The organism is Variovorax sp. ISS6, assembly GCF_056523145.1.
Genome location: NZ_JAWRZC010000001.1, coordinates 5,927,633 through 5,953,383 on the forward strand (window position 1 = coordinate 5,927,633; position 25,751 = coordinate 5,953,383).

General features: G+C 67.8%; 27 protein-coding genes and 1 tRNA gene. 15 read left to right on the top strand and 13 right to left on the bottom strand.

The features are described 5' to 3' along the window. Positions 1-72: 72 nt before the first annotated feature. Entirely contained in the window at positions 73-1,371 is a 1,299-nt protein-coding gene (gene folC, locus AC1HIL_RS27260; protein ID WP_479672446.1) for a bifunctional tetrahydrofolate synthase/dihydrofolate synthase, read from the bottom strand. A 35-nt stretch (positions 1,372-1,406) separates the two neighbouring features. On the opposite strand from folC, the gene AC1HIL_RS27265 reads away from it, so the two are divergent. The 4 genes from AC1HIL_RS27265 to argG all read left to right on the top strand — a co-directional run bounded on the left by AC1HIL_RS27265 (position 1,407) and on the right by argG (position 4,371). Next, the gene (locus tag AC1HIL_RS27265) at positions 1,407-1,778 is read left to right on the top strand and encodes an ArsC family reductase (protein ID WP_479670483.1); all 372 of its coding nucleotides are present in this window, start codon (positions 1,407-1,409) and stop codon (positions 1,776-1,778) included. A 146-nt stretch (positions 1,779-1,924) separates the two neighbouring features. Continuing rightward, a complete protein-coding gene (locus AC1HIL_RS27270) occupies positions 1,925-2,557 on the top strand; it encodes a hypothetical protein (RefSeq protein WP_057594886.1) in 633 nt (210 codons plus the stop codon). A gap of 129 nt (positions 2,558-2,686) precedes the next feature. Beyond that, positions 2,687-3,010: a pyrimidine/purine nucleoside phosphorylase gene (gene ppnP, locus AC1HIL_RS27275; RefSeq protein WP_057594888.1), complete on the top strand. Its 324-nt coding sequence runs from the start codon at positions 2,687-2,689 to the stop codon at positions 3,008-3,010. A gap of 20 nt (positions 3,011-3,030) precedes the next feature. Further along, positions 3,031-4,371, top strand: coding sequence for an argininosuccinate synthase (gene argG / locus AC1HIL_RS27280; RefSeq protein ID WP_057594890.1), 1,341 nt, complete (start codon positions 3,031-3,033; stop codon positions 4,369-4,371). An 81-nt stretch (positions 4,372-4,452) separates the two neighbouring features. Here argG and AC1HIL_RS27285 read toward each other — a convergent pair whose 3' ends face one another. Both AC1HIL_RS27285 and murB read right to left on the bottom strand, forming a co-directional pair. Further along, a complete protein-coding gene (locus tag AC1HIL_RS27285; protein WP_479670484.1) occupies positions 4,453-5,301 on the bottom strand; it encodes a glycine-rich domain-containing protein in 849 nt (282 codons plus the stop codon). A 12-nt stretch (positions 5,302-5,313) separates the two neighbouring features. Further along, positions 5,314-6,372, bottom strand: a complete 1,059-nt coding sequence (murB, locus tag AC1HIL_RS27290; protein WP_296731135.1) for a UDP-N-acetylmuramate dehydrogenase — start codon at positions 6,370-6,372, stop codon at positions 5,314-5,316. Positions 6,373-6,417: 45 nt separating this feature from the next. Between murB and AC1HIL_RS27295 the strand changes: the two genes are divergently transcribed. Together AC1HIL_RS27295 and AC1HIL_RS27300 are read left to right on the top strand one after the other, a co-directional pair. Next, positions 6,418-6,903 (top strand): YajQ family cyclic di-GMP-binding protein, encoded by a 486-nt coding sequence (locus AC1HIL_RS27295; protein ID WP_057594893.1) that lies wholly within the window; start codon positions 6,418-6,420, stop codon positions 6,901-6,903. Positions 6,904-6,913: 10 nt separating this feature from the next. After that, positions 6,914-7,564, top strand: a complete 651-nt coding sequence (locus AC1HIL_RS27300) for a retropepsin-like aspartic protease family protein (protein ID WP_057594895.1) — start codon at positions 6,914-6,916, stop codon at positions 7,562-7,564. A 15-nt stretch (positions 7,565-7,579) separates the two neighbouring features. Here AC1HIL_RS27300 and AC1HIL_RS27305 read toward each other — a convergent pair whose 3' ends face one another. The 4 genes from AC1HIL_RS27305 to AC1HIL_RS27320 all read right to left on the bottom strand — a co-directional run bounded on the left by AC1HIL_RS27305 (position 7,580) and on the right by AC1HIL_RS27320 (position 10,258). Then, positions 7,580-7,933 (bottom strand): RidA family protein, encoded by a 354-nt coding sequence (locus tag AC1HIL_RS27305; protein ID WP_057594897.1) that lies wholly within the window; start codon positions 7,931-7,933, stop codon positions 7,580-7,582. Between the two features lie 10 nt (positions 7,934-7,943). Further along, the gene (plsY, locus tag AC1HIL_RS27310) at positions 7,944-8,582 is read right to left on the bottom strand and encodes a glycerol-3-phosphate 1-O-acyltransferase PlsY (RefSeq protein WP_057594898.1); all 639 of its coding nucleotides are present in this window, start codon (positions 8,580-8,582) and stop codon (positions 7,944-7,946) included. Between the two features lie 103 nt (positions 8,583-8,685). Continuing rightward, positions 8,686-9,180 (bottom strand): aminoacyl-tRNA deacylase, encoded by a 495-nt coding sequence (locus AC1HIL_RS27315; protein ID WP_261216682.1) that lies wholly within the window; start codon positions 9,178-9,180, stop codon positions 8,686-8,688. Positions 9,181-9,196: 16 nt separating this feature from the next. Further along, positions 9,197-10,258, bottom strand: a complete 1,062-nt coding sequence (locus AC1HIL_RS27320; RefSeq protein ID WP_479670485.1) for an aldo/keto reductase — start codon at positions 10,256-10,258, stop codon at positions 9,197-9,199. Positions 10,259-10,384: 126 nt separating this feature from the next. Between AC1HIL_RS27320 and AC1HIL_RS27325 the strand changes: the two genes are divergently transcribed. Then, positions 10,385-11,311, top strand: coding sequence for an alpha/beta fold hydrolase (locus AC1HIL_RS27325; RefSeq protein WP_479670486.1), 927 nt, complete (start codon positions 10,385-10,387; stop codon positions 11,309-11,311). On the opposite strand, the gene AC1HIL_RS27330 is transcribed toward AC1HIL_RS27325, so the two are convergent. Beyond that, positions 11,312-12,010, bottom strand: coding sequence for an aspartate/glutamate racemase family protein (locus AC1HIL_RS27330; protein ID WP_479670487.1), 699 nt, complete (start codon positions 12,008-12,010; stop codon positions 11,312-11,314). 108 nt (positions 12,011-12,118) lie between these two features. Here AC1HIL_RS27330 and AC1HIL_RS27335 point away from each other — a divergent pair, with 108 nt between their 5' ends. Together AC1HIL_RS27335 and AC1HIL_RS27340 are read left to right on the top strand one after the other, a co-directional pair. Further along, on the top strand, positions 12,119-12,937 hold the full coding sequence (locus AC1HIL_RS27335; protein WP_479670488.1) for a MetQ/NlpA family ABC transporter substrate-binding protein: 819 nt from the start codon (positions 12,119-12,121) through the stop codon (positions 12,935-12,937). Positions 12,938-12,944: 7 nt separating this feature from the next. Further along, a complete protein-coding gene (locus tag AC1HIL_RS27340) occupies positions 12,945-14,303 on the top strand; it encodes an LLM class flavin-dependent oxidoreductase (protein ID WP_479670489.1) in 1,359 nt (452 codons plus the stop codon). Between the two features lie 43 nt (positions 14,304-14,346). On the opposite strand, the gene AC1HIL_RS27345 is transcribed toward AC1HIL_RS27340, so the two are convergent. From AC1HIL_RS27345 to AC1HIL_RS27360, 4 genes are read right to left on the bottom strand one after another with little or no spacing between them, the layout of a single operon-like run. Further along, positions 14,347-14,718 (bottom strand): hypothetical protein, encoded by a 372-nt coding sequence (locus AC1HIL_RS27345; RefSeq protein WP_057594907.1) that lies wholly within the window; start codon positions 14,716-14,718, stop codon positions 14,347-14,349. Between the two features lie 29 nt (positions 14,719-14,747). Continuing rightward, a complete protein-coding gene (locus AC1HIL_RS27350) occupies positions 14,748-15,572 on the bottom strand; it encodes a MetQ/NlpA family ABC transporter substrate-binding protein (protein ID WP_057594908.1) in 825 nt (274 codons plus the stop codon). A gap of 46 nt (positions 15,573-15,618) precedes the next feature. Next, positions 15,619-16,281 (bottom strand): methionine ABC transporter permease, encoded by a 663-nt coding sequence (locus AC1HIL_RS27355; RefSeq protein WP_093340247.1) that lies wholly within the window; start codon positions 16,279-16,281, stop codon positions 15,619-15,621. Then, positions 16,274-17,167: a methionine ABC transporter ATP-binding protein gene (locus AC1HIL_RS27360; protein ID WP_479670490.1), complete on the bottom strand. Its 894-nt coding sequence runs from the start codon at positions 17,165-17,167 to the stop codon at positions 16,274-16,276. Before AC1HIL_RS27360 ends, AC1HIL_RS27355 begins: the two co-directional genes overlap by 8 nt. 284 nt (positions 17,168-17,451) lie before the next feature. Between AC1HIL_RS27360 and AC1HIL_RS27365 the strand changes: the two genes are divergently transcribed. From AC1HIL_RS27365 to AC1HIL_RS27390, 6 genes are all read left to right on the top strand, one after another. Then, entirely contained in the window at positions 17,452-18,273 is an 822-nt protein-coding gene (locus tag AC1HIL_RS27365; RefSeq protein WP_422096291.1) for a MetQ/NlpA family ABC transporter substrate-binding protein, read from the top strand. Positions 18,274-18,502: 229 nt separating this feature from the next. Beyond that, a protein-coding gene (gene prfB / locus AC1HIL_RS27370; protein ID WP_479672786.1) for a peptide chain release factor 2 occupies positions 18,503-19,607 on the top strand; the annotation gives its coding sequence in 2 pieces (ribosomal slippage) (positions 18,503-18,583 and positions 18,585-19,607; 1,104 coding nt in all). A 49-nt stretch (positions 19,608-19,656) separates the two neighbouring features. Next, positions 19,657-20,343 carry an HAD family hydrolase gene (locus AC1HIL_RS27375; protein ID WP_057594913.1) on the top strand — a complete coding sequence of 229 codons (687 nt, stop codon included), beginning with the start codon at positions 19,657-19,659 and terminating at the stop codon, positions 20,341-20,343. Next, positions 20,327-23,044: an aminopeptidase N gene (gene pepN / locus AC1HIL_RS27380; RefSeq protein ID WP_479670492.1), complete on the top strand. Its 2,718-nt coding sequence runs from the start codon at positions 20,327-20,329 to the stop codon at positions 23,042-23,044. The genes AC1HIL_RS27375 and pepN overlap by 17 nt, the downstream gene beginning before the upstream one ends. A gap of 43 nt (positions 23,045-23,087) precedes the next feature. Further along, positions 23,088-24,101 carry a class 1 fructose-bisphosphatase gene (locus AC1HIL_RS27385; protein WP_261216704.1) on the top strand — a complete coding sequence of 338 codons (1,014 nt, stop codon included), beginning with the start codon at positions 23,088-23,090 and terminating at the stop codon, positions 24,099-24,101. A 25-nt stretch (positions 24,102-24,126) separates the two neighbouring features. Then, a tRNA-Thr gene (locus AC1HIL_RS27390) sits at positions 24,127-24,202 on the top strand. An 89-nt stretch (positions 24,203-24,291) separates the two neighbouring features. On the opposite strand, the gene AC1HIL_RS27395 is transcribed toward AC1HIL_RS27390, so the two are convergent. After that, on the bottom strand, positions 24,292-25,521 hold the full coding sequence (locus tag AC1HIL_RS27395) for a restriction endonuclease (protein ID WP_082321976.1): 1,230 nt from the start codon (positions 25,519-25,521) through the stop codon (positions 24,292-24,294). Positions 25,522-25,751: the final 230 nt, after the last annotated feature.

The window sequence follows — 25,751 nt, forward strand, 5'->3', positions numbered from 1 at the left end:
TGCTGCGAGTGATGCGGGAAGCTGCGGAATCCGGCGAGATCGACCTGCGAATCGGCCGCCGGGCGACAAGGTTTAGGACAGGTGTTTGGCTTGCAGCCGGGGGGTGCCATGCTCGAGCACGCCGCCCACGGTGAAGAACGATCCGAAGACCACGATTCTATCAGCGGGGTCCGCGCGCTCGATGGCCGCCTGGAGCGCCTGCATGGGGCCGGCGAAGACCTCGCCGGCGGCGTCCTTGCGCGTGTTCTGCGCCTGCCATGCGGCCAGCAGGTCGGCCGCCTTGGCGGCGCGCGCGGTCGGCAGGTTGGTGAAGTACCAGCGATCGATCAGCGGCCCGATGCGCGCGAGGATCGGCGCCAGGTCCTTGTCCGCCATCACGCCGAACACGGCATGGGTGGTCGGGTAGAAGCCCATCGCGTCGAGGTTCTCGGTCAGCGCGGCCACGGCGTGCGCGTTGTGCGCCACGTCGAGCACCAGCACCGGCTGGCCCGGCACGATCTGGAAGCGCCCCGGCAACTCGACCATCGCGAGGCCGCTGCGGATCGCCTGTGCCGTCACCGGCAGCTGCTGGCGCAGCGATTCGAGCGCCGCCAGCACGCCGGCCGCGTTGACCAGCTGGTTGGCGCCGCGCAGCGCCGGATAGGCAAGCCCGCTGTAGCGCCGGCCGCGGCCGCTCCAGCCCCACTGCTGCTTGTCGCCCGAGACGTTGAAGTCGCGCCCGAAGCGCCAGAGGTCGGCGCCGATGGCCTCGGCATGATCGACCACGCTCTGCGGCGGCATCGGGTCGCTCACGATGGCCGGCTTGCCGGCGCGCAGGATGCCCGCCTTCTCGAAGCCGATGCTCTCGCGGTCGGGGCCGAGGAATTCCATGTGGTCGAGGTCGATGCTGGTGATCACCGAGCAGTCGGCGTCGATGATGTTGACGGCGTCGAGCCGCCCGCCCAGGCCCACCTCGAGGATCGCCACGTCGGGCTTCTCCTCGATCATGCAGCGCAGGATGCCGAGCGTCGTGAACTCGAAATAGGTCAGCGGCAGGTCGCCCCGGGCCTTTTCCACGGCTTCGAAGTTTGCTACCAATTTGGAAGCATCGACCGATTGGCCCGACAGGCGCAGCCGCTCCTCGAAGTGCACCAGATGGGGCGAGGTGAAGACCGCCGTGCGATAGCCGGCGTGCATCAGGATCGACTCCAGCATGGCGCAGGTCGAGCCCTTGCCGTTGGTGCCGGCCACCGTGATCACGGGGCAGCCGAAGCGCAGCGCCATGCGCTGGGCCATCTCGCGCGCGCGCTCGAGTCCGAGCTCGATGTTCTTGGGATGCAGGCGCTCGGCGCGCTCGAGCCAGTCGTTCAGGGTTTCCATGGAGGCCGGGATTGTCGCCCACCCGCCGCTCGCGCATCATCGGCGCCATGACAACCCCTTCGACCACTCTGTACGGCATTCCGAACTGCGACACCGTCAAGCGCGCCCGCGCCTGGCTAGCCGACCACGACATCGCCTACGGCTTCCACGATTTCAAGAAACAGGGCGTGCCCGAGGCCGAGCTCGACCACTGGCTGGCCGCGCTGGGCTGGGAGACGCTGGTCAACCGCCGCGGCACCACCTGGCGCAAGCTCGACGACGCCACGCGCGAATCGGTGGTCGACGCCGCCTCGGCGCGCGCCGTGCTGCTCGCCAATCCCAGCCTGATCAAGCGGCCGGTGGTGGACTGGCGCCAAAAAGCGCGCCAGGCCGACATCACCGCGGGTTTCGACGCTGAACAATGGGCCAGGTCGCTATAAGCGCCTGCCTGTGAGCCTGTGAAAAACCGTGCTGTGAACGCCGTGTAAATGCCGGAACCCGCCTGGCGGGCCGGCGTCGAACCCGGACCGGGCGCGGCCGGGCAACCCTCGCAGCGCACCGCGTCCGATCCGCAGGAGTCTCCAACATGAATACCCAGACCATCCGTACCGTCCTCGGCCTCTCGCTGGCCGGCGTCCTCGCCGCCAGCGCGGGCCTGGTCCATGCCCAGTCGGGCCAGACCGTGCAGGCGCGCGTGCTCTCGGCCACGCCGGTGCGCGACGGCGCCGGCACCAGCTACAACGTCACCTACGAGTACAACGGCCGCCGCTACACCACGCGCACCGACTACCAGCCGGGCGCCACCATCCCCGTCGAGGCCAACGCCTATGGCGTGACCACCGCGCCGGTGACGCCGCAGAACCGGCTCACGCCCTATCCGGTCGAAAGCGACAACCGCGGCTATGCCCAGCAGCAGGGCCAGCAATACAGCACGGGCTCGCCCTGGGACGACGTCGTGCCCGAGCCGGGCGTGGTGGTGTCGGGCACGCAGCCGGCCCCGGTCTATGCCCAGCCCGCCTACCCGGCCGCGGTCTATCCGGCGCCGGTCTACGTGCAGCCGGCCTATGCCTATCCGCAGCCCTACGTCTACCCGCCGGTCGGCATCTCGCTGAACCTCGGCTACTCGCGCGGCTGGGGCGGCGGCTACCGGGGCTACGGCGGTTACCGCGGCGGCTACGGCGGCTGGCGCGGTGGCGGCTACCACGGCTGGCATCACTGAGCCGGCCGGCCGGCCAGGCGCCGCCGGCCAAGCCCCTAAAATCGAGGACTTCTCCAACCCCTGAGGGGTGCGCCGCCCGCGCGGTGCCGTCCTCGACCAGCCGAACGCCCCCGGCGCCGGCGCCATTCCATGACGATTACCGACACCCTGAACAGCGCCGCTGTGGCCACCAAGGCCAATGTCTACTTCGACGGCAAGTGCGTGAGCCACAGCCTCACGCTGGCCGACGGCACGAAGAAATCGGTCGGCGTGATCCTGCCGTCCACCCTGACCTTCAACACCGGCGCCCCCGAGATCATGGAAGGGACCGCCGGCAGCTGCGAATACCAGCTCGCGGGCAGCACCGAGTGGATCGCCTCCGGCCCCGGCCAGAAGTTCGACGTTCCGGGCAACTCCAGCTTCCAGATCCGCGTGAGCGGCGAGCCCTACAGCTACATCTGCCACTTCGGCTGAACCGCACGGAGCCACCCAGCATGTCGACCATCCTCCAAAACGTCCCCGCCGGCCAGAAGGTCGGCATCGCCTTCTCGGGCGGCCTCGATACCAGCGCGGCGCTGCACTGGATGCGCAACAAGGGCGCGATCCCCTACGCCTACACCGCCAACCTCGGCCAGCCCGACGAGCCCGACTACGACGAGATCCCGCGCAAGGCGATGCTCTACGGCGCCGAGAACGCGCGCCTGATCGACTGCCGCGCGCAGCTCGCCAACGAAGGCCTGGCCGCGCTGCAGGCCGGCGCCTTCCACGTCACGACGGCCGGCGTCACCTACTTCAACACCACGCCGCTGGGCCGCGCGGTCACCGGCACGATGCTGGTGTCGGCCATGAAGGAAGACGACGTCCACATCTGGGGCGACGGCAGCACCTACAAGGGCAACGACATCGAGCGCTTCTACCGCTACGGCCTGCTGACCAACCCGGGCCTGAAGATCTACAAGCCCTGGCTCGACCAGGTCTTCATCGACGAGCTCGGCGGCCGCGCCGAAATGTCGGCCTTCATGCAGCAGGCCGGCTTCGCCTACAAGATGTCGGCCGAGAAGGCCTACTCGACCGACTCCAACATGCTCGGCGCCACGCACGAAGCCAAGGACCTCGAGCACCTCAACAGCGGCATCCAGATCGTGCAGCCGATCATGGGCGTGGCCTTCTGGAAGGACGAGGTCGAGGTCAAGCGCGAAACCGTCTCGGTGCGCTTCGAGGAAGGCGTGCCGGTCGCGCTCAACGGCGTGAGCTACCCCAACCTGGTCGAGCTGATCCTCGAGGCCAACCGCATCGGCGGGCGCCACGGCCTGGGCATGAGCGACCAGATCGAGAACCGCATCATCGAGGCCAAGAGCCGCGGCATCTACGAGGCCCCCGGCCTCGCGCTGCTGTTCATCGCCTACGAGCGCCTGGTGACCGGCATCCACAACGAGGACACCATCGAGCAGTACCGCGACCACGGCCGCCGCCTGGGCCGCCTGCTCTACCAGGGCCGCTGGTTCGACCCGCAGGCCATCATGCTGCGCGAGACCGCCCAGCGCTGGGTGGCGCGTGCGATCACCGGCGAGGTCACGGTCGAGCTGCGCCGCGGCAACGACTACTCGATCCTCAACACCGAGTCGCCGAACCTCACCTACAAGCCCGAACGCCTGAGCATGGAAAAGGTCGAGGGCGCGTTCACGCCGCTGGACCGCATCGGCCAGCTGACGATGCGCAACCTCGACATCGTCGACACGCGCGAGAAGCTCGGCATCTACACCAAGACCGGCCTGCTGGCCTCGAGCCAGGGCGCGGCGCTGCCGAAGCTCGCGAACGACGACAGCGGCAAGTAAGCCCATCCGCCCATCCGGCTTCGAATGAAAAAAGCAGGCCTCGCGCCTGCTTTTTTTTGGGGTGCGACCGGCGCGAGGCGCTCAGTCCCCACCGCCTCCGCCACCGCAGCCACCACCGCAGCCGCCGCCATCCGCGCCGCCGCCGGAAGAATCGCCACCGCCGCCATCGCCGCCATCGCCGCCGCTCGATTCGCTGCCGCCGAAGCCGCCCGCGTCACCGCCGCAGCCGCCGCTCGAGGAACCGCCTTCGCCGAAGCTCGTGCCGCAGTGGGCATCGGAGCCGGCCTGCCGGTCGATGTCGCGGCAGTCGGGCACGTAGTTGAAGCCGCCCTCGATGCCGAACTTGGCGTCGAGCGCGAACAGCAAGGGCAGCCGCGCGGGCTTGCGCGGATCGATGCTCTCCTCCTTGCAGGCCCAGTACCAGCTGCGGCGCAGACCGTCGTTGCGCTTGGGATCGCGCCCCAGCACCTCGGCCGGCGTGTGGTGCAAGAGGCCGCCGAAGGCCGCCTGGCACCAGTGCTGGTAGCCCTGGGTATGGAGGATGAACTCGTGCCAGGCGGTGTCGGCCACCTTCGAGGGCATGCCGACGAACTTGCGCCCGCTGCGCAGGTGCGCCATGAAGAACTGCCGCAGGCCGCGCAGCACCAGCTCGGCGTCGCGCCGGCTCAGCTGCGGATGGGCCGCGATCAGCTTGTGGACCAGGAAGGGCGGCAGCCGCGCCTCGCGAACGAACTGGCGGCGCAGGCTGGTTTCGAACCAGCCCATCACCACCACCAGCAGGCCCGCGCCAATCAGCCCGAGCACCATGCTCCACCAGCGCCCGCTCGAGAACGCCAGCGCGGCGATTGCCGCCAGGATCACCAGCCGCCGCAGCCACACCAGCGCGAAGATGCGCCGGCGGTAGTTCAGGGGCAGGAAGTCGAGGTCCATGTCTCCGGGTGTTCAGACCACCACCGGCTCGGGCTCGAGCCGGATGCCGAAGCGCTCGTACACGCTGGTCTGGATCGCCTTGGCCAGCGTCATCACCTCGCCGCCGGTCACCGGGTTCTCGCTGCCGCCGCGGTTGACCAGCACCAGCGCCTGCTTCTCGTAGACGCCGGCATTGCCTACCGACTTGCCCTTCCAGCCGCAGGCGTCGATCAGCCAGCCGGCCGCGAGCTTGATGCTGCCGTCGTCCATCGGGTAATGCACGATCTTCGGCTCGCGCGCGATGATGTCGGCGCACTGCTCGGGCGTGACGGTCGGGTTCTTGAAGAAGCTGCCCGCGTTGCCCAGCACCCGCCAGTCGGGCAGCTTGGCGCGGCGGATGGCGCAGATCCAGTCGAAGATGTCGTTCGCATCGGGCGTGAAGTTGCCGGTCTCCTCCATCCTGCGTTCCAGGTCGAGGTAGCCCGCCACCGCCTTCCAGGGCTTGGGCAGCCGGAAGCGCACGCGCGTGATGAGCGCGCGGCCCGCCAGGCCGAAGTCGTTGGCGCCGCCGGCGCCGCGCACGTGCTTGAACACCGAGTCGCGATAGCCGAAGGCGCACTGGGCCGCGTCGAGCGTGAAGCTGCGGCCGGTTTCCAGATCGAAGGCATCGAGCGAATCGAAGCGGTCCTGCAGCTCGACGCCGTAGGCGCCGATGTTCTGCACCGGCGAGCCGCCCACCGTGCCCGGGATCATCGCGAGGTTCTCGAGCCCCGGGTAGCCCTGCGCCAGCGTCCACTGCACGGTGTCGTGCCAGACCTCGCCGGCGCCGGCCTCCACGATCCAGGCGCGCGAGGTCTCCTCGACCAGCCGGCGGCCCTGGATCTCCACCTTCAGGACCAGCGGCTTCACGTCGCCGGTCAACACGATATTGCTGCCGCCGCCCAGCACGAAACGCGGCGCGTCGCGCCATTCGGTGTCGGCATGCAGCGCGGCCAGGTCGGCCTCGCTCGCGATGCGCACCAGGTGCTGCGCGCGCGCGACGATGCCGAAGCTGTTGTACGGCTGCAGCGGGACGTTGTGCTCCACGATCATGGGAGAATTGTCGCATCCAGCTACCGTGACACCTGAGGAGAGCCCATGCCGTCTTTCGACACCGTCTGCGAACCCAATCTGCCCGAGGTCAAGAACGCCGTCGAGAACACCGCCAAGGAAATCGCCACCCGTTTCGACTTCAAGGGCACCGCGGCCGCGGTCGAGCTCAAGGACAAGGAAATCACCATGACCGGCGATGCCGAGTTCCAGCTCGTGCAGGTCGAGGACATCCTGCGCAGCAAGCTCACCAAGCGCAGCGTCGACGTGCGTTTCCTCGACAAGGGCGACGTGCAGAAGATCGGCGGCGACAAGGTCAAGCAGGTCATCAAGATCAAGAACGGCATCGAGGGCGACATCGCCAAAAAGATCCAGCGCCTGATCAAGGACAGCAAGCTCAAGGTGCAGGCCGCGATCCAGGGCGATGCGGTGCGCGTCACCGGCGCCAAGCGCGACGACCTGCAGGCCGCCATGGCGCTGATCAAGAAGGACGTGCCCGATACCCCGCTGTCCTTCAACAACTTCCGCGACTGAGCCCCGGCCCATGAAGGCATTCGCCGTCGCCGCGTTCGTCCTGGCCGCGGTGGCGGCGCCGTCGGCCCAGGCGGCCGACTCGGTCATGCTGACCGGCACCATCGGCAGCCGCGCGATCCTGATCGTCAACGGCAGCGCGCCCAAGACGGTGGCGGTGGGCGAGAGCTTCCAGGGCGTGAAGCTGGTTTCGCTGCAGTCCGAGCAGGCGGTGGTCGAGTCCGAGGGCAAGCGCGTCACGCTGCGCATGGACACGCCCGTGAGCATCGGCGGTGGCGGCCCCTCGGGCGGCAGCGGCAACCGCATCGTGCTGCCGGCCGACAGCCGCGGCCATTTCATGACCCAGGGCCTGATCAACGATCGCCCGGTCACCTTCATGCTCGACACCGGCGCGACCACGGTCGCCATGTCGGTGGCCGACGCGCAGCGCATCGGCCTCGACTACAGCAAGGGCCGGCCGGTGCAGGTCAACACCGCCAACGGCGTGGCACCCGGCTACCTGCTGCGGCTGCGCTCGGTGCGCGTGGGCGACGTCGAGGTCTACGACCTCGAGGCCATCGTCTCGCCGCAGTCCATGCCCTTCGTGCTGCTGGGCAACAGCTTCATCAACCGCTTCTCGATGCGGCGCGACGCCGACCAGATGGTGCTCGAGAAGCGCTACTGAGACGAAGCTCGCGAATCAGGCCTGCGCGGCCGTCACCACGATCTCGATCTTGTAGCCGGTGTTGGCCATCTTGGCCTGCACCGTCGCGCGCGGCGGCGTGTTGCCGGCCGGGATCCAGGCGTCCCAGACCTCGTTCATCGCCGTGATGTCCGCGATGTCGGCCAGGAAGATCTGGGTCATGAGGATGCGCGACTTGTCGCTGCCGGCCTCGGCCAGCAGGCGGTCGACCATGGCCAGCACCTGCTGGGTCTGGCCGCGGATGTCCTGCGTGGTGTCGTCGGGCACCTGGCCCGCGAGGTAGATGGTGCCGTTGTGCACCGCGGTCTCGGAAAGACGCGGTCCGACGTGGAAGCGGGTGATGGTGCCCATGGTGATTCCTTCAGTCCTTTTTCTTTTTGGAGCCCAGTTTGGACTCGGTGCCGGCGGCGAGCCGGCGGATGTTCTCGCGATGCCGCCAGATCAGCAGCAGGCTCATGACGATGATGGCGACCAGCGCCGTGCGGCTCAGCGGCCACGCGATGCCGCCGCCGATCAGGTAGTAGGCCGGCGCGAAGAAGGCGGCGACCAGCGAGGAGAGCGAGGAGTAGCGGAAGAACACCGCGATGATCAGCCAGGTGGCGCCGGTCGCGAGCCCGAGCCAGGGCGCGATGCCCACCAGCACGCCGGCCGCCGTCGCCACGCCCTTGCCGCCCTGGAAGCCGAAGAACACCGGGTACAGGTGGCCGAGGAAGGCGGCCACGCCAGCCACCGCGGCCACGCCGTCGTCCAGGCCCCATTGGGCGCCCCAGTGGCGGATCACGAACACCGGCACCCAGCCCTTGACCGCGTCGAGCAGCAGCGTGGCCAGCGCCGCGCCCTTGTTGCCCGAGCGCAGCACGTTGGTCGCGCCGGGGTTCTTGCTGCCGTAGCTGCGCGGGTCGGCCATGCCGAGCGCCCTGCTCACGATGACGGCGAAGGACAGCGAGCCGAGCAGGTACGACGCCACGATGGCGATCAGGGTAGGCAGGTGAAAGGTCAAGGCGGGTCTCCGCGGATCGGTGTTGTTCTTCGGGGGACGCATCGCCGCGCCGATGCGCCCCGGGCGGGACGCGCAGCGCCAACGATCGAATCGCAGGAGCCGGCTATTCTGCCAGCGCGCACTCCACCGGGGTCGCGCCCAGCAGCTGCACGCACACCTGCGGGTCGATGCCGATCAGGTAGCCGCGCCGCCCGCCGTTGAGCACGATGCGCGGCAGCGCGAGCACCGTCGCCTCCACGTACACCGGCATTTCGCGCCTGGTGCCGAAGGGCGAGGTGCCGCCCACCATGTAGCCGCTGTGGCGCTGCGCCACCTCGGGCTTGCAGGGCTCGACCGACTTGGCGCCGATCTGGCGCGCGAGGTTCTTGGTCGACACGGTGCGGTTGCCGTGCATCAGCACCACCAGCGGCCTGGCGTCCTGGTCCTGCATCACCAGCGTCTTGATCACCATGAACGGGTCGAGCCCCAGCATCTCGGCGCCGCGCTGGGCGCCGCCGTGCTCCATGTATTCGTAGGGGTGCTCGGTGAACGCGACCTTGTGGGCGCGCAAGAGCTGGGTGGCGGGCGTCTCGGAGACGTGGGCGTTCTTCCTGGCCATGGCGGGCGAGGCCGGCTCAGGCGGCCGGGTCGCGGATCTCCCAGCGGATCGCGTCGATCTGCGCCAGCAGTTCGGGCGACAGCGTCGTGCCCCAGGCATCGATGTCCTCGTCGAGCTGCTCGACCGTGCGCACGCCGATGATGGTGCTCGCCACCTGCCACTTGGTGTAGCAGAAGGCCAGCGCGAGCTTCACCGGCGTCAGGCCGTTGTCGCGCGCGAGCTGGTTGTAGCGGCGCGCGGCCTTGAGCGCGTCGGGCCGGCCCCAGCGCAGCTTGCGCACCGATTCGTAGCGCGTGATGCGTGCTTCCTGCGGTGCGTCCGGGCCGGTGATGCCGCTCTGGTCGTACTTGCCGGTCAGCAGGCCGTAGGCCAGCGGCGAATAGGCCAGCAGCGACACGCCGAGCCGGTGCATGGTTTCGTCCAGGCCGTTCTCGGCGCCGCGGCTCGCGAGGTTGTAGACGTTCTGCACCGTCGCCACGCGCGGCAGCCCGTGCTCCTCGGCCAGCCGCACGAACTCGTGCACGCCGTAGGGCGTCTCGTTCGACAGGCCGATGGCGCGGATCTTCCCGGCCTTCACCAGCCCGGCCAGCGCCTCGAGCTGTTCGCGGATCGGGGTCTGCGAGACCTCCTTGGCCGGGTCGTAGTAGATGTTGCCGAAGGCCGGCACGTGGCGCTCGGGCCAGTGGATCTGGTAGAGGTCGATCACGTCCGTCTGCAGGCGCTTGAGGCTCGCCTCGCACGAGGCCACGATGTCCGCGCCCGTCATGCCCACGCCTTCGCGCACCCAGGGTGTGTTGCGCAGCGGGCCCGCGACCTTGCTGGCCAGCGTCAGCTTCCGGCGCGCGCCGGGGTTGGCCGCGAACCAGTTGCCGATGATGGTCTCGGTCGCGCCGTAGGTCTCCTGGCGCGTGGGCACCGAGTACATCTCGGCCGTGTCGATGAAGTCGACGCCGCGCTCGAGCGAGCGCGCCAGGATGGCATGGGCCGTGGGCTCGTCGACCTGCTCGCCGAAGGTCATGGTGCCGAGGCAGATGGGCGTGACGTGAAGGTCGCTCTGACCGAGTCTGATTTTTTGCATGCGCGGAAATGTACCGCCGGGCTCCGCGGCGCGCTGGCGGGGGCGCCAAACCCGAGCGGCGCGGCCGTCACGCCACTGTCGTCTGGCGGACTGTGCGCATCGACCCGGCTCCTTATCATCGGAGCCATGTACCACGCCCTCCGTCCCTCGCGCAGCGAATTCGTGCCCGTGCGCAACCTCCGCTACCACGTGCGCCTCTGGGGCCAGCCCTCGGCCGAGCGGCCGCCGCTGGTGCTGGTGCACGGCTGGATGGACGTGGCCGCCTCCTGGCAGTTCGTGGTCGACGCGCTGGCCGAGGAACGCTTCATCGTCGCGCCCGACTGGCGCGGCTTCGGCCTCACCGACGGCGGCGGGGTCGACAACTACTGGCTGCCCGACTACCTGGCCGACCTCGAATGGCTGCTCGACCACTACGCGGGCGAAGGCGAAGCCGCGCGCCCGGTCGACCTCGTGGGCCACAGCATGGGCGGCAACGTCGTCATGCACTACGCGGGCGTGCGGCCCGAGCGCATCCGCCGGCTGGTCAACCTCGAGGGCTTCGGCATGCCCGCGCGCCAGCCCGAGGAAGCGCCCGCGCGCTACGGCCAGTGGATCGACGAGCTCAAGCGGCTGCACCGCGGCGAACTAGAACTCGCCGGCTACTCGGCCGTCGACGGCGTGGCGCGCCGGCTCATGAAGACCAACCCGCGCCTGTCGCAGGAGAAGGCCGACTGGCTCGCGAGCCACTGGTCGGCCAGCCGCGCGCAGCCCGACGGCAGCGCGCGCTGGCAGATCCTCGGCGAGGCCGCGCACAAGGTCGTCAACGCCAACATCTTCCGCGTCGACGAGGTGCGCGCGCTCTATGCGCGCATTGCCGCGCCCACGCTGATGATCGAGGCCGCCGACGACAGCCTGCAGGGCTGGTGGAAGAGCCGCTACACGCTCGAGGAATTCCACCAGCGCCTGGCCTCGGTGCCCTCGGTGCGCATCGAGCAGCTGGCCGATGCCGGCCACATGCTGCACCACGACCAGCCGCAGCGGGTGGCGAAGCTGATCGAGGATTTCCTTACCTAGTCAGGCCTGCTGCACGGCGCGCCGCAACGCCGCGCGCGCCAGCAGCCGCGTCGAATCGAGCGTCGGCAGCGCCGAGTTCGCATCGCCGATGATCAGCGGGATCTCGGTGCAACCCAGCACCACCGCGTCGCAGCCCTCCTCTACCTTCATGCGCTCGATCACGCGCTGGAAGCTCGCCACGCCCTCGGGGCTGAAGATGCCGTTGACCAGCTCGTCCATGATCACGCGCCCGGTCTCGTCGCGCTCCCGTGCGTTCGGCCGGCGGTACTCGAGGCCGCGCGCCGCGAACCTGGACGGATAGACCTCGCTGTCGACCAGCCAGCGCGTGCCCGTGATGCCGATGCGCCGGAAGCCGCGCCGCACGGCCTCGTCGGCCGCCACCTCGGCGATGTGCAGCCAGGGCAGCGGCGAACGCGACGCCACGTACTCGAAGGCCTGGTGGATCGTGTTGTCGGGGCAGATCAGGAAGTCGGCACCCGCGGCCTGCAGCTTGCGCGCCGAAGCGAGCATCAGCTCGCCCACGCCGGCCACGTCGCCCGCATCGAGGCAGTGCACGTAGTCCGCGAGCGAGGGCGTGTGCATCGACACCTCGGGATGCGCATGGGGCCCGAGCAGCGCGGCACCCTCCACGCAGATGGTCTTGTAGCAAAGGGCCGCTCCTTCGGCGGAGCAGCCCACGATTCCGATGTGTTGGGTCATGCCTGCGATCCTATGACCGCTGTCCGCATATGCAAGCTTGCGAATATTCGTTCGCGCGCGCGGCAGCGGCTCCTAGAGTGCCCGGTTCAGTTCTGGAGCCTCTCTCTCATGCGCCCTCTCGCCCTTTCCCGCCGCCTGGCCCTGGCCGGCGGCCTCGCCCTCACGCTGGGCCTCGCGGCCGCGGCCCAGGCCGCCGACCTGCGCGTCGGCTTCATGCCGGGCCCGTACCGCGACGCCTTCACCAAGGGCATCGAGCCCCAGCTCGCCAAGCTCGGCTACACCGTCAAGTACGTCGAGTTCAGCCAGGGCGTGCAGCCCAACGACGCCGTCGAGCGCGGCCAGATCGACGCCAACATCTTCCAGCACACGCTCTACCTCAACGCCACCAACCAGCAGCAGAACTTCGACCTGGTGCCGATCGTCCACGTGCCGACGCCGCCGATGGGCCTCTATTCGCAGCGCCACAAGTCGCTGGCCAGCGTGCCCGACGGCGCCACCGTCACGCTGCCGGCCGACCCGGTGAACGCGGCGCGCGCGCTCAACATCCTCGCGACCATCGGCTGGGTGCAGCTCAAGGCCGGCGTGAATCCGCTGAGCGTGTCGGAGCGCGACATCGCGAGCAATCCCAAGCGCCTGAAGCTGGTGCCGCTCGACGCCGCCCAGGCACCGCGCTCGCTGGCCGACGCCGACCTCGCGGCCGTGCAGGGCAACTTCGCCGTCGCCTCGGGCCTCAAGCTCACCGAGGCGCTCAAGCTCGAGGACATGACCCTGCCCTACGTCAACGTGGTGGCGGTCAAGCGCGGCAACGAGAACGCGAAGTTCGCGAAGGACATCGTCGCGGCCTACCAGTCGGCCGAGTTCCAGCGCGTCTTCCTCGCCAATCCCGTGTGGGCCGGCTACCGGCTGCCCGACTACTTCTCGAAGTGATCGACCGATGAGCGGCTCCACCACCCGCGGCGCGCCTCCCCGGCGGCTGCACCTGAACGTCAACATCCTGCACTCGGGCTTCGTGCCCTCGGCCTGGCGCCTGCCCGAGGCCGACCCCCGGGCCTTCGCCGACATCCAGCACTACGTCCGCACCGCGCGGATCGCGGAAGCGGGCAAGCTCGACGCGATCTTCCTGGCCGACAACGCGGCCATCGTCGACCAGATCCACTTCCGCCCGATCACCGCGCTCGAGCCCACCATCCTGCTGGCCTGCGTGGCCGCGGCCACCACCCACATCGGGCTGATCGCCACCGCCTCGACCAGCTACAACGAGCCCTACAACATCGCGCGCCGCTTCTCCACGCTCGACCACGTGAGCAATGGCCGCGCGGGCTGGAACATGGTGACCACGGCCGACCTGCCCTCGGCGCGCAACTTCGGACTCGAGGCCACGCCCGACCATGCGAAGCGCTACGCACGCGCCTCTGAGTTCGCCGACATCGTGAAGGCGCTGTGGGACAGCTGGGAAGACGGCGCCTTCGTGGGCGACAAGGCCACGGGCAGCTTCGTCGACGCCACCAGGGTGCACGCCATCGCGCACCGCGGCGAGCACTTCGCGGTGCAGGGCCCGCTGAACCTGCCGCGCGCGCCGCAGGGCCATCCGGTGCTGGTGCAGGCCGGCGCCTCGGCCGACGGGCGCGAGCTGGCCTCGCGCCATGCCGAGGCCGTGTTCTCGGCCTCGCAGTCCTTCGAGGAATCGCTGGCCTATGCGCGCGCCCTCAAGACCCGCGCGGCCGAGCTGGGCCGCGGCCCCGACGCGGTGAAGGTGCTCGCGGGCCTCACCACCATCGTCGGCGGCACCGAGGCCGAGGCGCTGCGTCGCCGCGACGAGCTGGTCGACCTGATCCCGTGGGACTACAGCCTCACGCGCATCGCGGGCACGCTGGGCATCGCGCCCGATCGCCTCAAGCTCGACGAGCGCCTGCCCGAGAACCTGCCGCTGCCCGGCAATGGCAACGGCAACCACACCTTCTTCAACGCGGTGGTGGCGGCCGGCCGCACCCATGGCTACACGGTGCGCCAGCTGATCCGCGAGCTCGCGGGAGGCGGCGGCCACCGCGTGATCGTGGGCACGCCCGAGCAGATCGCCGACGACATCGAGCACTGGTTCAAGGGCGGCGCGGCCGACGGCTTCAACCTCATGCCCGATGCGCTGCCGCACGGGCTCGAGCATTTCGTCGACGGGGTGGTGCCGATCCTGCAGAAGCGCGGGCTGTTCCGCACGGAGTACGAGGGGCGCACCCTGCGCGATCACCTCGGGCTGGCGCGGCCCGAAGGACGGACGGCGCAGCGCCTGGCGGCCTAGAAAGAAGAAAGGGAAACGCCGCCCGGAGGAGCGGCGGCGGGCCTCAGCCCTCGTCCGCGTCGTTCCCCGTCAGCGACAGCACCTCTTCGACGAAGGCCTCGAAGCCCGGCAATGCCGCATGCGGCAGCGCATCGTCCGCGCCCTCGCCGTCGTCGAAGAACACCCGGGCCCGCCCCACCGGCAGCGCGACCCATTCGCCGGCCTCTAGCAGCAGGCCCAGATAGCCCTCGCCCTCGGGCACGTAGAACAAGCCGGCCTGCCCGAGCACACGAACCTCCTCGCCCGCGAGGGGCGCGGGGGCGTCCTCGCGCCCCCATCGCACGCCCTGCGCGGCCAGCCGGTCGGTGATCCAGCCGTCGCACACATGGGTGTCGCTCCAGCTCGCTTGCGCATCGAACACGGCCAGCACGGGCATGGGAAGGTCCCTCTCAGAAAGTAGTTGGTTTATTGCAGGAAGCTGGGCTTCGCGTAGCCCTGGAACTTCGTGTCGACCACCGTCTTGAACTCCTTCGAGTGGTAGGCCTCCACGAGGTCCTTGGCCCAGGCGGTGTTCTTGTCCGCGGTCTTCACGGCCACGACATTCAGGTAGTAGTCGGGCGTCTTCTCGAGCACCACCGCTTCGGTGAGCTTCAGGCCCGAGGAGATCGCGAAGTTGCCGTTGATGATCGCGTACTCGGTGTCGCCGAGCGAGCGCGGCAATTGTGCAGCCTCGAGCGGAATGAACTTCAGCTTCCTGGGGTTGTCGGCCACGTCCTTCTCGGAAGCGCGCAGCGGATCCACGCCCTGCTTGATCGTGATCAGCTTGTTCTGCTCCAGCAGCACCAGCGCGCGCGCCAGGTTGCTCGGGTCGTTCGGCAGCGTCACACGGTCGCCGTCCTTCAGGTCGGCCAGCGTCTTGCGCTTGGTCGAGTACACGCCCAGCGGCGCGATCGGGCCCTGCACCAGTTCGGCCAGGTCCAGCTTCTGGTCGGCCGCGAATTTCTTCAGGTAGACCTGGTGCTGGAAGAAGTTGGCGTCGAGCGAACCCTGGGCCAGCGCCAGGTTGGGCTGCACGTAATCGTTGAATTCGACCAGTTTCACCTTGTAGCCCTTCTTCTCGAGGATCGGCACGATGCCTTGCTTGAGCTGGTCGATGTTCGAGCCGGCGGTGCCGCCGATCGTGAGGTTCTTCTTGGCGTCCTGCGCCTGCGCCGGCAGCGAAAGGCCGCCGAGCGACAGCGCGGCGAGGGACAGGGCGAGGACGGAACGGCGCAGCAGTGCGGTGGTCATGACGGAAGGCTTTGCAGGAAAAGAGAGAGGGAAAAGGAAAAGCGAATCAACGCTTGTCGAGCCTGCGCGCCGCGGTGTTGCCGACGAATTGCAGGATCTGTACCAGCACCACGAGCAGCGCCACGGTGAGCACCATCACGTCGGTCTGGAAGCGGTAGTAGCCGTAGCGGATGGCCAGGTCGCCGATGCCGCCGCCGCCCACCACGCCGGCGATCGCCGAGTAGGAGAGGAAGCTCACCGCGAGCACCGTGAGCGCCAGCACCAGGCCCGAGCGGGCCTCGACCACCAGCACGCGCCAGACGATCTGCAGCTCCGAGGCGCCCATCGCATGGGCCGCCTCGATCACGCCGCGCGGCACCTCGCGCAGGCACTGGTCGACCAGCCGCGCGAAATAGGGAATGGCCGCGAACGACAGCGGCACCGCCGCGGCCAGCGGCCCGATCGAGGTGCCCGCGATGATGCGCGTGAACGGCACCAGCGCCACCAGCAGGATGATGAAGGGGAAGGAGCGCACCGTGTTCACGAGCCAGTTCAGGATCAGGAACGCGGGCCGGTTGGCGAGCGACTGGCCCGGGCCGAGCAGGAACAGCAGGATGCCCAGCGGCCCGCCGATCAGCACCGCGGCCGACAGGCCGATGGCCAGCATCATGAAGGTCTGGCCGGTCGCGACCCAGAGCTCGGGAAGGATGGGGGCGATGTTCTCAAACATAGGCCACCTCCAGCGCGCTGCGTTGCGTGGCAACCGGGGCGCTGGCCGAGGTGGCTTCGCCAGCCTCGCGCGCTTCGCGTGCATCGCGCTCGCGCCGCCGCACCAGCTCGTCGATCTCGCGGCCCAGCGCGGTCTTGCGCGCCTCGCTCGGCGCAGCGTCGACCTCGAACTGCTCGACCAGCCGGCCCTTCTCGAGGATCGCCACGTTGCGGCACAGCACCTCCACCACCGACAGCTCGTGCGTCACGATCACGATGGTCACGCCGATCTTCTGGTTGATGTCGCGCAGCGTCTCGAGCAGCGAGCGCGTGGTCTCGCTGTCGAGCGCCGAGGTCGGTTCGTCGCACAGCAGCACCTGCGGGCGCGGCGCCAGCGCGCGGGCGATCGCCACGCGCTGCTTCTGGCCGCCCGAGAGCTGGGCCGGGTAGGTGTCGATCTTTTCCGACAGGCCCACCAGCGCCAGGCATTCGCGCACCCGGGCGTCGATCTCGGCGCGCGAGTGGCGGCCGTGGATCTTCAGCGGGAAGGCCACGTTGTCGAACACCGTGGCGTTCTGCAGCAGGTTGAACTGCTGGAAGATCATGCCGATGATCTGGCGCGTGTCGCGCAGCTCGCGGCGCGACAGTGTCGTGAGGTCGCGCCCGCCGACCAGCACGCGGCCCGCGTCGGGCCGCTCGAGCAGGTTGATGAGGCGAAGCAGGGTCGACTTGCCGGCGCCGCTCTTGCCGATCAGGCCGAACACGTCGCCCTGCTGGATGTCGAGCGACAGCGATTGCACGGCGTCGAAGACCTCGCCGCTGGGCAGCGCGAAGGACTTCTGCACCGACTGGAGGCGGATGACCGGTTCCGCGCTGCCGCGGGCCGGGTCGGACGATGGGTTGCTCATGTCTGGGGGAACCAAGGAACGGATGCGCGCGGCCGCCAACAGGAACACCGGCCACGGATTCGCAAAAAGGTGGCGAGTATGAAAAGAAAGGCATCGAAAGGGAACGAACAAATCGGGCGATGCTTATTCCCGAAATCACATAAGAAGGCGCCAACCTTCAACCACATACACCATAAAGCGAGCAGGGGCTCCCATATGGATATGCGCATTGGTTCGTTCCCATCGCGCCCGCCTGCTGCCACATTCGCGCCTTTCTTTTTCGAGCGCGCAGCGCCACTCCAACCATGCACAGCATCCTTCGCCGCCGCGGCCTCCTTGCCGCCACCCTGGCGGCTTCCCTCCTCGGCGGCATCGCCGGCGGCGCCCAGGCCCAGGACAACAAGAACACCGTCAAGGTCGGCATCTCGGTCGGCAACGCCGAGCAGATCTTCGAAGTGGTGAAGAAGGTCGCCGCCAAGGACGGCCTCACGGTCCAGGTCGTGGTCTTCAACGACTACCAACTGCCCAATGCCGCGCTCGCGGCCGGCGACCTCGACGCCAACGCCTTCCAGCACCAGCCCTTCCTCGACAACCAGATCAAGGCGCGCGGCTTCGACCTCGTGCCCGTGGGCCTGACCATCACCGCGCCGCTGGGCTTCTATTCGAAGAAGCTCAAGAGCATCGACCAGCTGCCCGAGGGCGCCGCGGTCGGCATCCAGAACGACCCGTCGAACGGCAACCGCGCGCTGTTGCTGCTGCAGCAGGCCGGCCTGATCACGCTCAAGCCCGAGGCCGTGAAGAACAACACCGCGACCCCGCTCGACGTGGTGACCAACCCGAAGAAGCTCAAGCTGGTGCCGCTCGACGCCGCGCAGCTGCCGCGCTCGCTCGACGACCTCGCGATCGCCGCCATCAACAACGACTACGCCGAGAAGGCCGGCCTCTCGTTCAACAAGGACGCCGTCATCAAGGAATCGCCCAAGGGCCCCTATGCCAACCTGATCGCCGTGCGCCGCGCCGACAAGGACAAGCCCTGGGCCAAACGCCTCGTGGCGGCCTACCAGTCGCCCGAGGTCAGGAGCTTCATCGAGACCCAGTTCAAGGGCGCGCTGGTCCCCGCGTTCTGAGGACTTGCTCCCTCCCCCTCTGGGGGAGGGCCGGGGTGGGGGCACCGGGCCTGTGCACCGGCCGGACAAGGTCAACCGCCCGGCGCCCCCATCCCGACCTTCCCCCAGCGGGGGAAGGAGAAATGCCCCCTTTCCCCGCACGCCGAGGCGCAATCCAGGGCCTCTGCCGGCCCGCATCCCCGTCCATGAGAAAATCGTCCGTTTCCCCTCACACAGTCAGGACCACCCCATGGACGCAGAACAAATCAACCAGATCGGCGCAACGCTTGCGGACCTGAGCGCCCGGACCATGGATCTCCGGAGGTATCTTTGACTACGATGCCAAAGCCGAACGTCTGAGGACGGTCAACGCATCGCTCGAAGATCCCAACGTCTGGAACGACCCCAAGAAGGCCCAGGAGCTGGGCAAGGAAAAGAAGTCGCTCGACGACATCGTCGTCACGCTCGACCGCCTCACCAGCGGCCTCGCGGACAACACCGAGCTCTACGAGATGTCGAAGGAAGAAGGCGATGTCGACGGCCTGCAGGCCATCGCCGATGACGCCGCCACGCTCGAAACCGACATCAAGCAGCTCGAGTTCCGCCGGATGTTCAACAACCCGGCCGACCCGCTGAACGCCTTCGTCGACATCCAGGCCGGCGCCGGCGGCACCGAGGCCTGCGACTGGGCCAGCATGCTACTGCGCCAGTACACCAAGTACGCCGAGCGCAAGGGCTTCAAGATCCAGCTCGAGGACGAGACCCCGGGCGACACCGCCGGCATCAAGAGCGCGACCATCAAGGTCGAGGGCGACTACGCCTTCGGCCTGCTGCGCACCGAGACCGGCGTGCACCGCCTCGTGCGCAAGTCGCCGTTCGACTCCTCGGGCGGGCGCCACACCAGCTTCGCGAGCATCTTCGTCTACCCCGAGATCGACGACTCCATCGAGATCGAGATCAACCCGGCGGACGTGCGCACCGACACCTTCCGTGCCAGCGGCGCGGGCGGCCAGCACATCAACAAGACCGACTCGGCCGTGCGCCTCACGCACATCCCGACCGGCATCGTGGTGCAGTGCCAGGACGGCCGCAGCCAGCACAGCAACCGCGACGTGGCGTGGAAGCGCCTGCGTTCGCGCCTGTACGACCACGAGATGCGCAAGCGCATGGAAGAGCAGCAGAAGCTCGAGGACAGCAAGACCGACGTGGGCTGGGGCCACCAGATCCGCAGCTACGTGCTGGACAACAGCCGCATCAAGGACCTGCGCACCAACGTCGAGATCTCGGCCACCCAGAAGGTGCTCGACGGCGACCTCGACGTGTTCATCGAAGCCTCGCTCAAGCAGGGCGTCTGATCCCGCCTCCTCCTTTTCGTCACCACCGCAACCACCCGCGCAGCCCCGCATGAACCTCAACGGCAAGGTCGAAGCCCTGATCTTCGACATGGACGGCACCATGATCGACTCCATGCCCTGGCATGCGCGCTCGTGGGTCGAGTTCGTGGCGCGCCACGGCCTGGTGCTCGACGTGAGCGACATCCTCGCGCGCACCACGGGCCGCACCGGCGCCGAGTGCATGCGCGAGCTGTTCGAGCGCGAGCTGTCCGATGACGAGTGCCAGGCGCTGGTGCACGAGAAGGAAGAGATCTACCGCGCGATGTTCAGCGACAACTTCACCGAAGTCGCCGGCTTCACCGCCTTCGCCAGGGCCGCCGTCGCGCGCGGCCTGAAGGTGGCCGTGGGCACCGCGGGCGACCGCCACAACATCGAGTTCGCCATGTCGCGCCTGAAGATGGACCCGCTGCCGCTGGCCATCGTCGGCGGCGACGAAGGCTTCAGCGGCAAGCCCACGCCCGCCATCTTTCTCGAGGCCGCGCGCCGCATCGGCGTGGCGCCCGAACGCTGCATCGTGTTCGAGGACGCCCCCTTCGGCATCGAGGCCGCGCGCCGCGGCGGCATGCGCGCCGTGGCCGTGTGCAGCACCCACAGCGCCGCCGAACTCGCCGGCCCCCACGTGATCGCCGCCGTGCGCGACTACAACGAACTCGCCCATTCGAATTTTCTGGAGACCCTCGATGCCGTTGCTGCCTGATTTCAGCGGTGCCCAAGCCGCACCGAACGCCATCCGCCGCGAAGACTACGCACCGCCGGCCTTCTGGATCGACACCGTCGACCTCACCTTCGACCTCGACCCGGCCAAGACCCGCGTGCTCAACCGCATGCGCCTGCGCCGCAACCCCGACGTGCCGGCGCAGCCGCTGCGCCTGGACGGCGACGAGCTCAACCTCGCGCGCGTGCTGGTCAACGGCCAGGGCGCCTCGTTCCGCATGGAAGGCGACCAGCTCGTGCTGGACGGCCTGCCCGCGGCGGAAGAAGGCTCGTTCGAGCTCGAGCTCTTCACCACCTGCTGCCCCATCAAGAACACCAAGCTGATGGGCCTGTTCGTGAGCGAGGACACCTTCTTCACGCAGTGCGAGGCCGAGGGCTTCCGCCGCATCACCTACTTCCTCGACCGGCCCGACGTGATGGCGATGTACACCGTCACCCTGCGCGCCGCCAAGGCCGCCTACCCGGTGCTGCTGTCGAACGGCAACCTGGTCGAGCACGGCGACCTGCCCGAGGGCCGCCACTTCGCCAAGTGGGTCGACCCCTTCAAGAAGCCCAGCTACCTGTTCGCGCTGGTCGCGGGCAAGCTGGTGGCGCGCGAGCAGCGCATCAAGGCGCGCAGCGGCAAGGAACACCTGCTGCAGGTGTACGTGCGCGCCGGCGACCTCGACAAGACCGAGCACGCGATGAACTCGCTGATCAACTCGGTGCTGTGGGACGAGGCCCGCTTCGGCCTGCCGCTGGACCTCGACCGCTTCATGATCGTGGCCACCAGCGACTTCAACATGGGCGCCATGGAGAACAAGGGCCTGAACATCTTCAACACGAAGTACGTTCTGGCCAACCAGGCCACCGCCACCGACGCCGATTACAGCAACATCGAAAGCGTGGTCGGCCACGAGTACTTCCACAACTGGTCGGGCGACCGCGTGACCTGCCGCGACTGGTTCCAGCTCTCGCTGAAGGAAGGCCTCACCGTCTTCCGCGACCAGGAGTTCAGCCAGGACCTGTGCGCCGACGCCTCGGCGCGCGCCGTCAAGCGCATCGAAGACGTGCGCGTGCTGCGCACCGCCCAGTTCCCCGAGGATGCCGGCCCCATGGCCCACCCGGTGCGGCCCGACAGCTACATCGAGATCAGCAACTTCTACACCGTCACCATCTACGAGAAGGGTGCCGAGGTCGTGCGCATGATGCAGACCCTCGTGGGCCGCAAGGGCTTCGAGAAGGGCATCACCCTCTACTTCGAGCGCCACGACGGCCAGGCCGTGACCTGCGACGACTTCGCCCAGGCCATCGCCGACGCCAACCCCGACTCCGAGCTCGCACGCCTGCTGCCCCAGTTCAAGCGCTGGTACAGCCAGGCCGGCACCCCGCGCCTGAAGGCCAGCGGCGTGTACGACAGCGCCAACCGCAGCTACACCCTGAGCGTGCTGCAGAGCTGCCCGCCCACCCCGGGCCAGCCCAACAAGGAACCGTTCGTCATCCCGCTCAACCTCGGCCTGCTCGACGCCAGCGGCCGCGAGCTGCCCGTGCAGCTCGAGGGCGAGGCCGAAGGCAGCGCCGGCACCCGTACCCTGGTGCTGTCGCGCGCCGGCGAGCAGTTCACCTTCACCAACCTCGACGCCGAGCCCGTGCCCTCGATCCTGCGCGGCTTCAGCGCGCCGGTGATCCTCGACTTCGAGTACAGCGACGCCCAGCTGCTGACCCTGCTGGCCAACGACCCCGATCCCTTCAACCGCTGGGAAGCCGGCCAGCGCCTGGGCCTGCGCGCCGCGTTGCAGGGCATCGCCGCGCTGGCCACCGACACCACCCCGGTGCTCGGCGAGGCCTACCTCGAGGCCATGCGCAGCGTGCTGCGCCATCCGCAGCTCGACCCGGCCTTCAAGGAGCTGGTGCTCACCCTGCCGTCGGAAACCTACATCGCCGAGCAGCTCGACGTGGTCGACCCGCAGCGCGTGCACCTCGTGCGCGAAGCCATGCGCGCCCAGCTCGCCACCGCCCTGTTCAGCGACTGGCAGCAGGCCTACGAGGCGCACCACGACACCGGCGCCTACAGCCCCGATCCGCTGAGCTCGGGCCGCCGCGCCCTGGCCGGCATGGCGCTCAACTTCCTGTGCCTGGCCGCGCGCTCGTCGGGCGACACCGTCTGGCCCGGCAAGACCCTGCAGCGCTTCAAGGACGCGGGCAACATGACCGACCGCTTCAACGCGCTCAACGCCCTCGTCTCCTCGGGCCACACCCTGGCCGCGCAGGCGCTCGCGCGCTTCCATGCGCTGTTCAAGAACGAGGCCCTGGTCATCGACAAGTGGTTCTCGCTGCAGGCCGGCGCCAGCGACCGCGGCGGCGACATCCTGCCGCTGGTGAAGCAGCTCATGAAGCACCCCGACTTCTCGCTGAAGAACCCCAACCGCGCGCGCAGCGTCATCTTCAGCTACTGCAGCGCCAACCCCGGCGCCTTCCACCGCCCCGACGCCGCCGGCTACGTGTTCTGGAGCGAGCGCGTCATCGAGCTCGACGCCCTCAACCCCCAGGTGGCCGCCCGCCTCGCGCGCGCCCTCGACCGCTGGAGCAAGCTCGCCGAGCCCTACCGCAGCGCCGCGCGCGAAGCCATCGCGCGCGTGGCCGCCAAGCCCGAACTGAGCAAGGACACCCACGAAGTCGTGACCCGCGCCCTGGCCGGCAGCTGATCCGCACACAAGCAACGCATCGAAGAGAAACCGAAGAACCCTCATGGCTCAACAGAAGATTTCCCTCACCCGCTACCTCGTCGAACAGCAGCGCGCCGACGGCCTCATCCCCGGCCAGCTGCGGCTGCTGCTCGAAGTGGTTGCCCGTGCCTGCAAGAGCATCAGCCAGGCCGTCAACAAGGGCGCCCTGGGCGGCGTGCTCGGCACCGCCGAAAGCGAGAACGTGCAGGGCGAGATCCAGAAGAAGCTGGACATCATCGCCAACGAGGTGCTGATCGAGGCCAACGAATGGGGCGGCCACCTCGCCGCCATGGCCAGCGAGGAGATGGACAGCATCTACGTCGTGCCCAACCGCTACCCGCAGGGCGAGTACCTGCTCATGTTCGACCCGCTCGACGGCAGCAGCAACATCGACGTCAACGTCAGCATCGGCACCATCTTCAGCGTGCTCAAGAAGCCCGAGGGCCACCCCGGCGTACAGGAGGGCGACTTCCTCCAGGCCGGCACCCAGCAGGTGGCCGCCGGCTACTGCATCTACGGCCCGCAGACCACCCTCGTGCTGACCGTGGGCAACGGCGTCGCCATGTTCACCCTCGATCGCGAGCAGGGCAGCTTCGTGCTGACCCAGGAAGACATCCAGATTCCGCCCGACACCAAGGAATTCGCGATCAACATGAGCAACATGCGCCACTGGGACGAGCCCGTGAAGCGCTACATCGACGAATGCCTGGCCGGCAAGGAAGGCCCGCGCGGCAAGGACTTCAACATGCGCTGGATCGCCAGCATGGTGGCCGACGTGCACCGCATCCTGATGCGCGGCGGCGTCTTCATGTACCCCTGGGACAAGCGCGAGCCCGAGAAGGCCGGCAAGCTGCGCCTGATGTACGAGGCCAACCCCATGAGCTGGCTGGTGGAACAGGCCGGCGGCGCCGCCACCAACGGCAAGCAGCGCATCCTGGAGCTGCAGCCCACCAAGCTGCACGAGCGCGTCAGCGTGATGTTGGGTTCGCGAAACGAAGTCGAGCGTTTGACCCAGTACCACGCTCAAAAGGACTGAAAACCTCGCTATAATCGAAGGCTTCGCCGGTGTAGCTCAGTCGGTAGAGCAGCTCATTCGTAATGAGAAGGTCGGGTGTTCGATTCATCTCTCCGGCACCAATCTGAAAAGCCCCGCTATTGAAAAGATAGCGGGGCTTTTTTCTTTGCCCGAACTCACCAAGGCAACTGGGAGATCCGGCGCGGGCAAGCTAGATCGGATCTTGTGGGCTGTCGTTCGTGCCTACAGGCCACTCACCAAGCAAATCAGCTACTCGCTCGCCAGAGCTATAGCCAGACTTGATCAGCACCTCGGCGATATCTCGACCCGAGATGAAAACGATGGGATGACGATCGTCCCTCACCTCTGCGTACGCCTGCCTTGCGACCCAGGACGTGGTCACGAGTACGCCGAACTGTCGATGCCGAATGCGCGAAATCAATCGAGCGACCTCACGCACTCCAACCGTATTCGCCGATATGCCCCCAGATGACGGGCGATAGCACTTTGCCTCCAAAGCAAACTCTGCGTACACCGGGTCAGCACTCAAACCCAGCAGATACCTGCCGACGGCATCTCGCCCACCATCCACACTGCCTCGGGTGATCTCGTCAATGACCACACGTTGGTCAGTCAGTTGATAGATCCGCGCAGCGAACGATTCGAAGGCGTAGGGCGAATCCTTGAAATGCCGCCACACCTGTTCAAGGATTGCTTTCTTCAGCTCCGTGTCTGGCGTTTGCTCTTCCTCTGTTCGAATCACTTTCGTGGGCTCGGAGGTCAGAGGGCTATAGACCCCCGATTCGACCCATGAGCGCCATGCACTAGGCGCGCTTGAAAGTACCGAGCCGAATTCAGAGAGTCCGTTGATCCAAGCTCGCGGAACAACTGGCGTGTTCAGTACCGTGAAGACTGCGCGATAGTTCTGAAACCGCTCGCCCGAGGTCGTCTTCCATACCGCGACCAAGTCTTCCGTCATAGGCAGCCCCGAGAAGCCTGGCACCGCGAGCCCCTTGAACTGAACGGATCTGTTGCTCTTTGCCGTCGGGCATTTCGTGAAGACAAAGAACGGAGGGACCTGCGATCTCTTCGCCACACCTCCGTGTGCGCTTTCGAAGGCAGCTTTCAAGATGAGATTGCCGCGACGCGTGGTGTCATGAAGGTCATGGCCCGGCGTGCGGTTGTCACCGTAGTACACGAACTGACCCGTATTGAGATCCAGTCGGTCGGGCCAGTCCCCCTCCTCTCCGCTGGAGTAGAGAACCACGAACTTCTTCTGGGAGCCTAGGCCAGACGCACGAAACCCGCCTTGGTTGCCTGCCCCAGGGAGCAAGCGCGCAATCGGATCGCTTCCCGTATTTCGTGCGCTACCGCCCTCATAGATGGCGTCCACGACGAGGTCAGCGGTCGGCAAATCCTCAAAGCTGAATATGCGAGTCATGTCGAGGCGGAGAAGAGCGAAGGTCCCATGCGGAGGCCTCGACAAGGCCGGGTCGAGCCAATCTTTTTGCTTTAAGCCTGAAGGCATCGAATTTAACAATGTTGCCCCTTTTGGGTCTTCCCTGGGTTTTCCCAGAGGGAGAAGCAACGAATCGCCCTCATCGCTAGATACACTCGTTTCTCGAAACCGCTTCTGAAACCCGCCCCTGGCTCGATGCCGTGCTAGGGGAA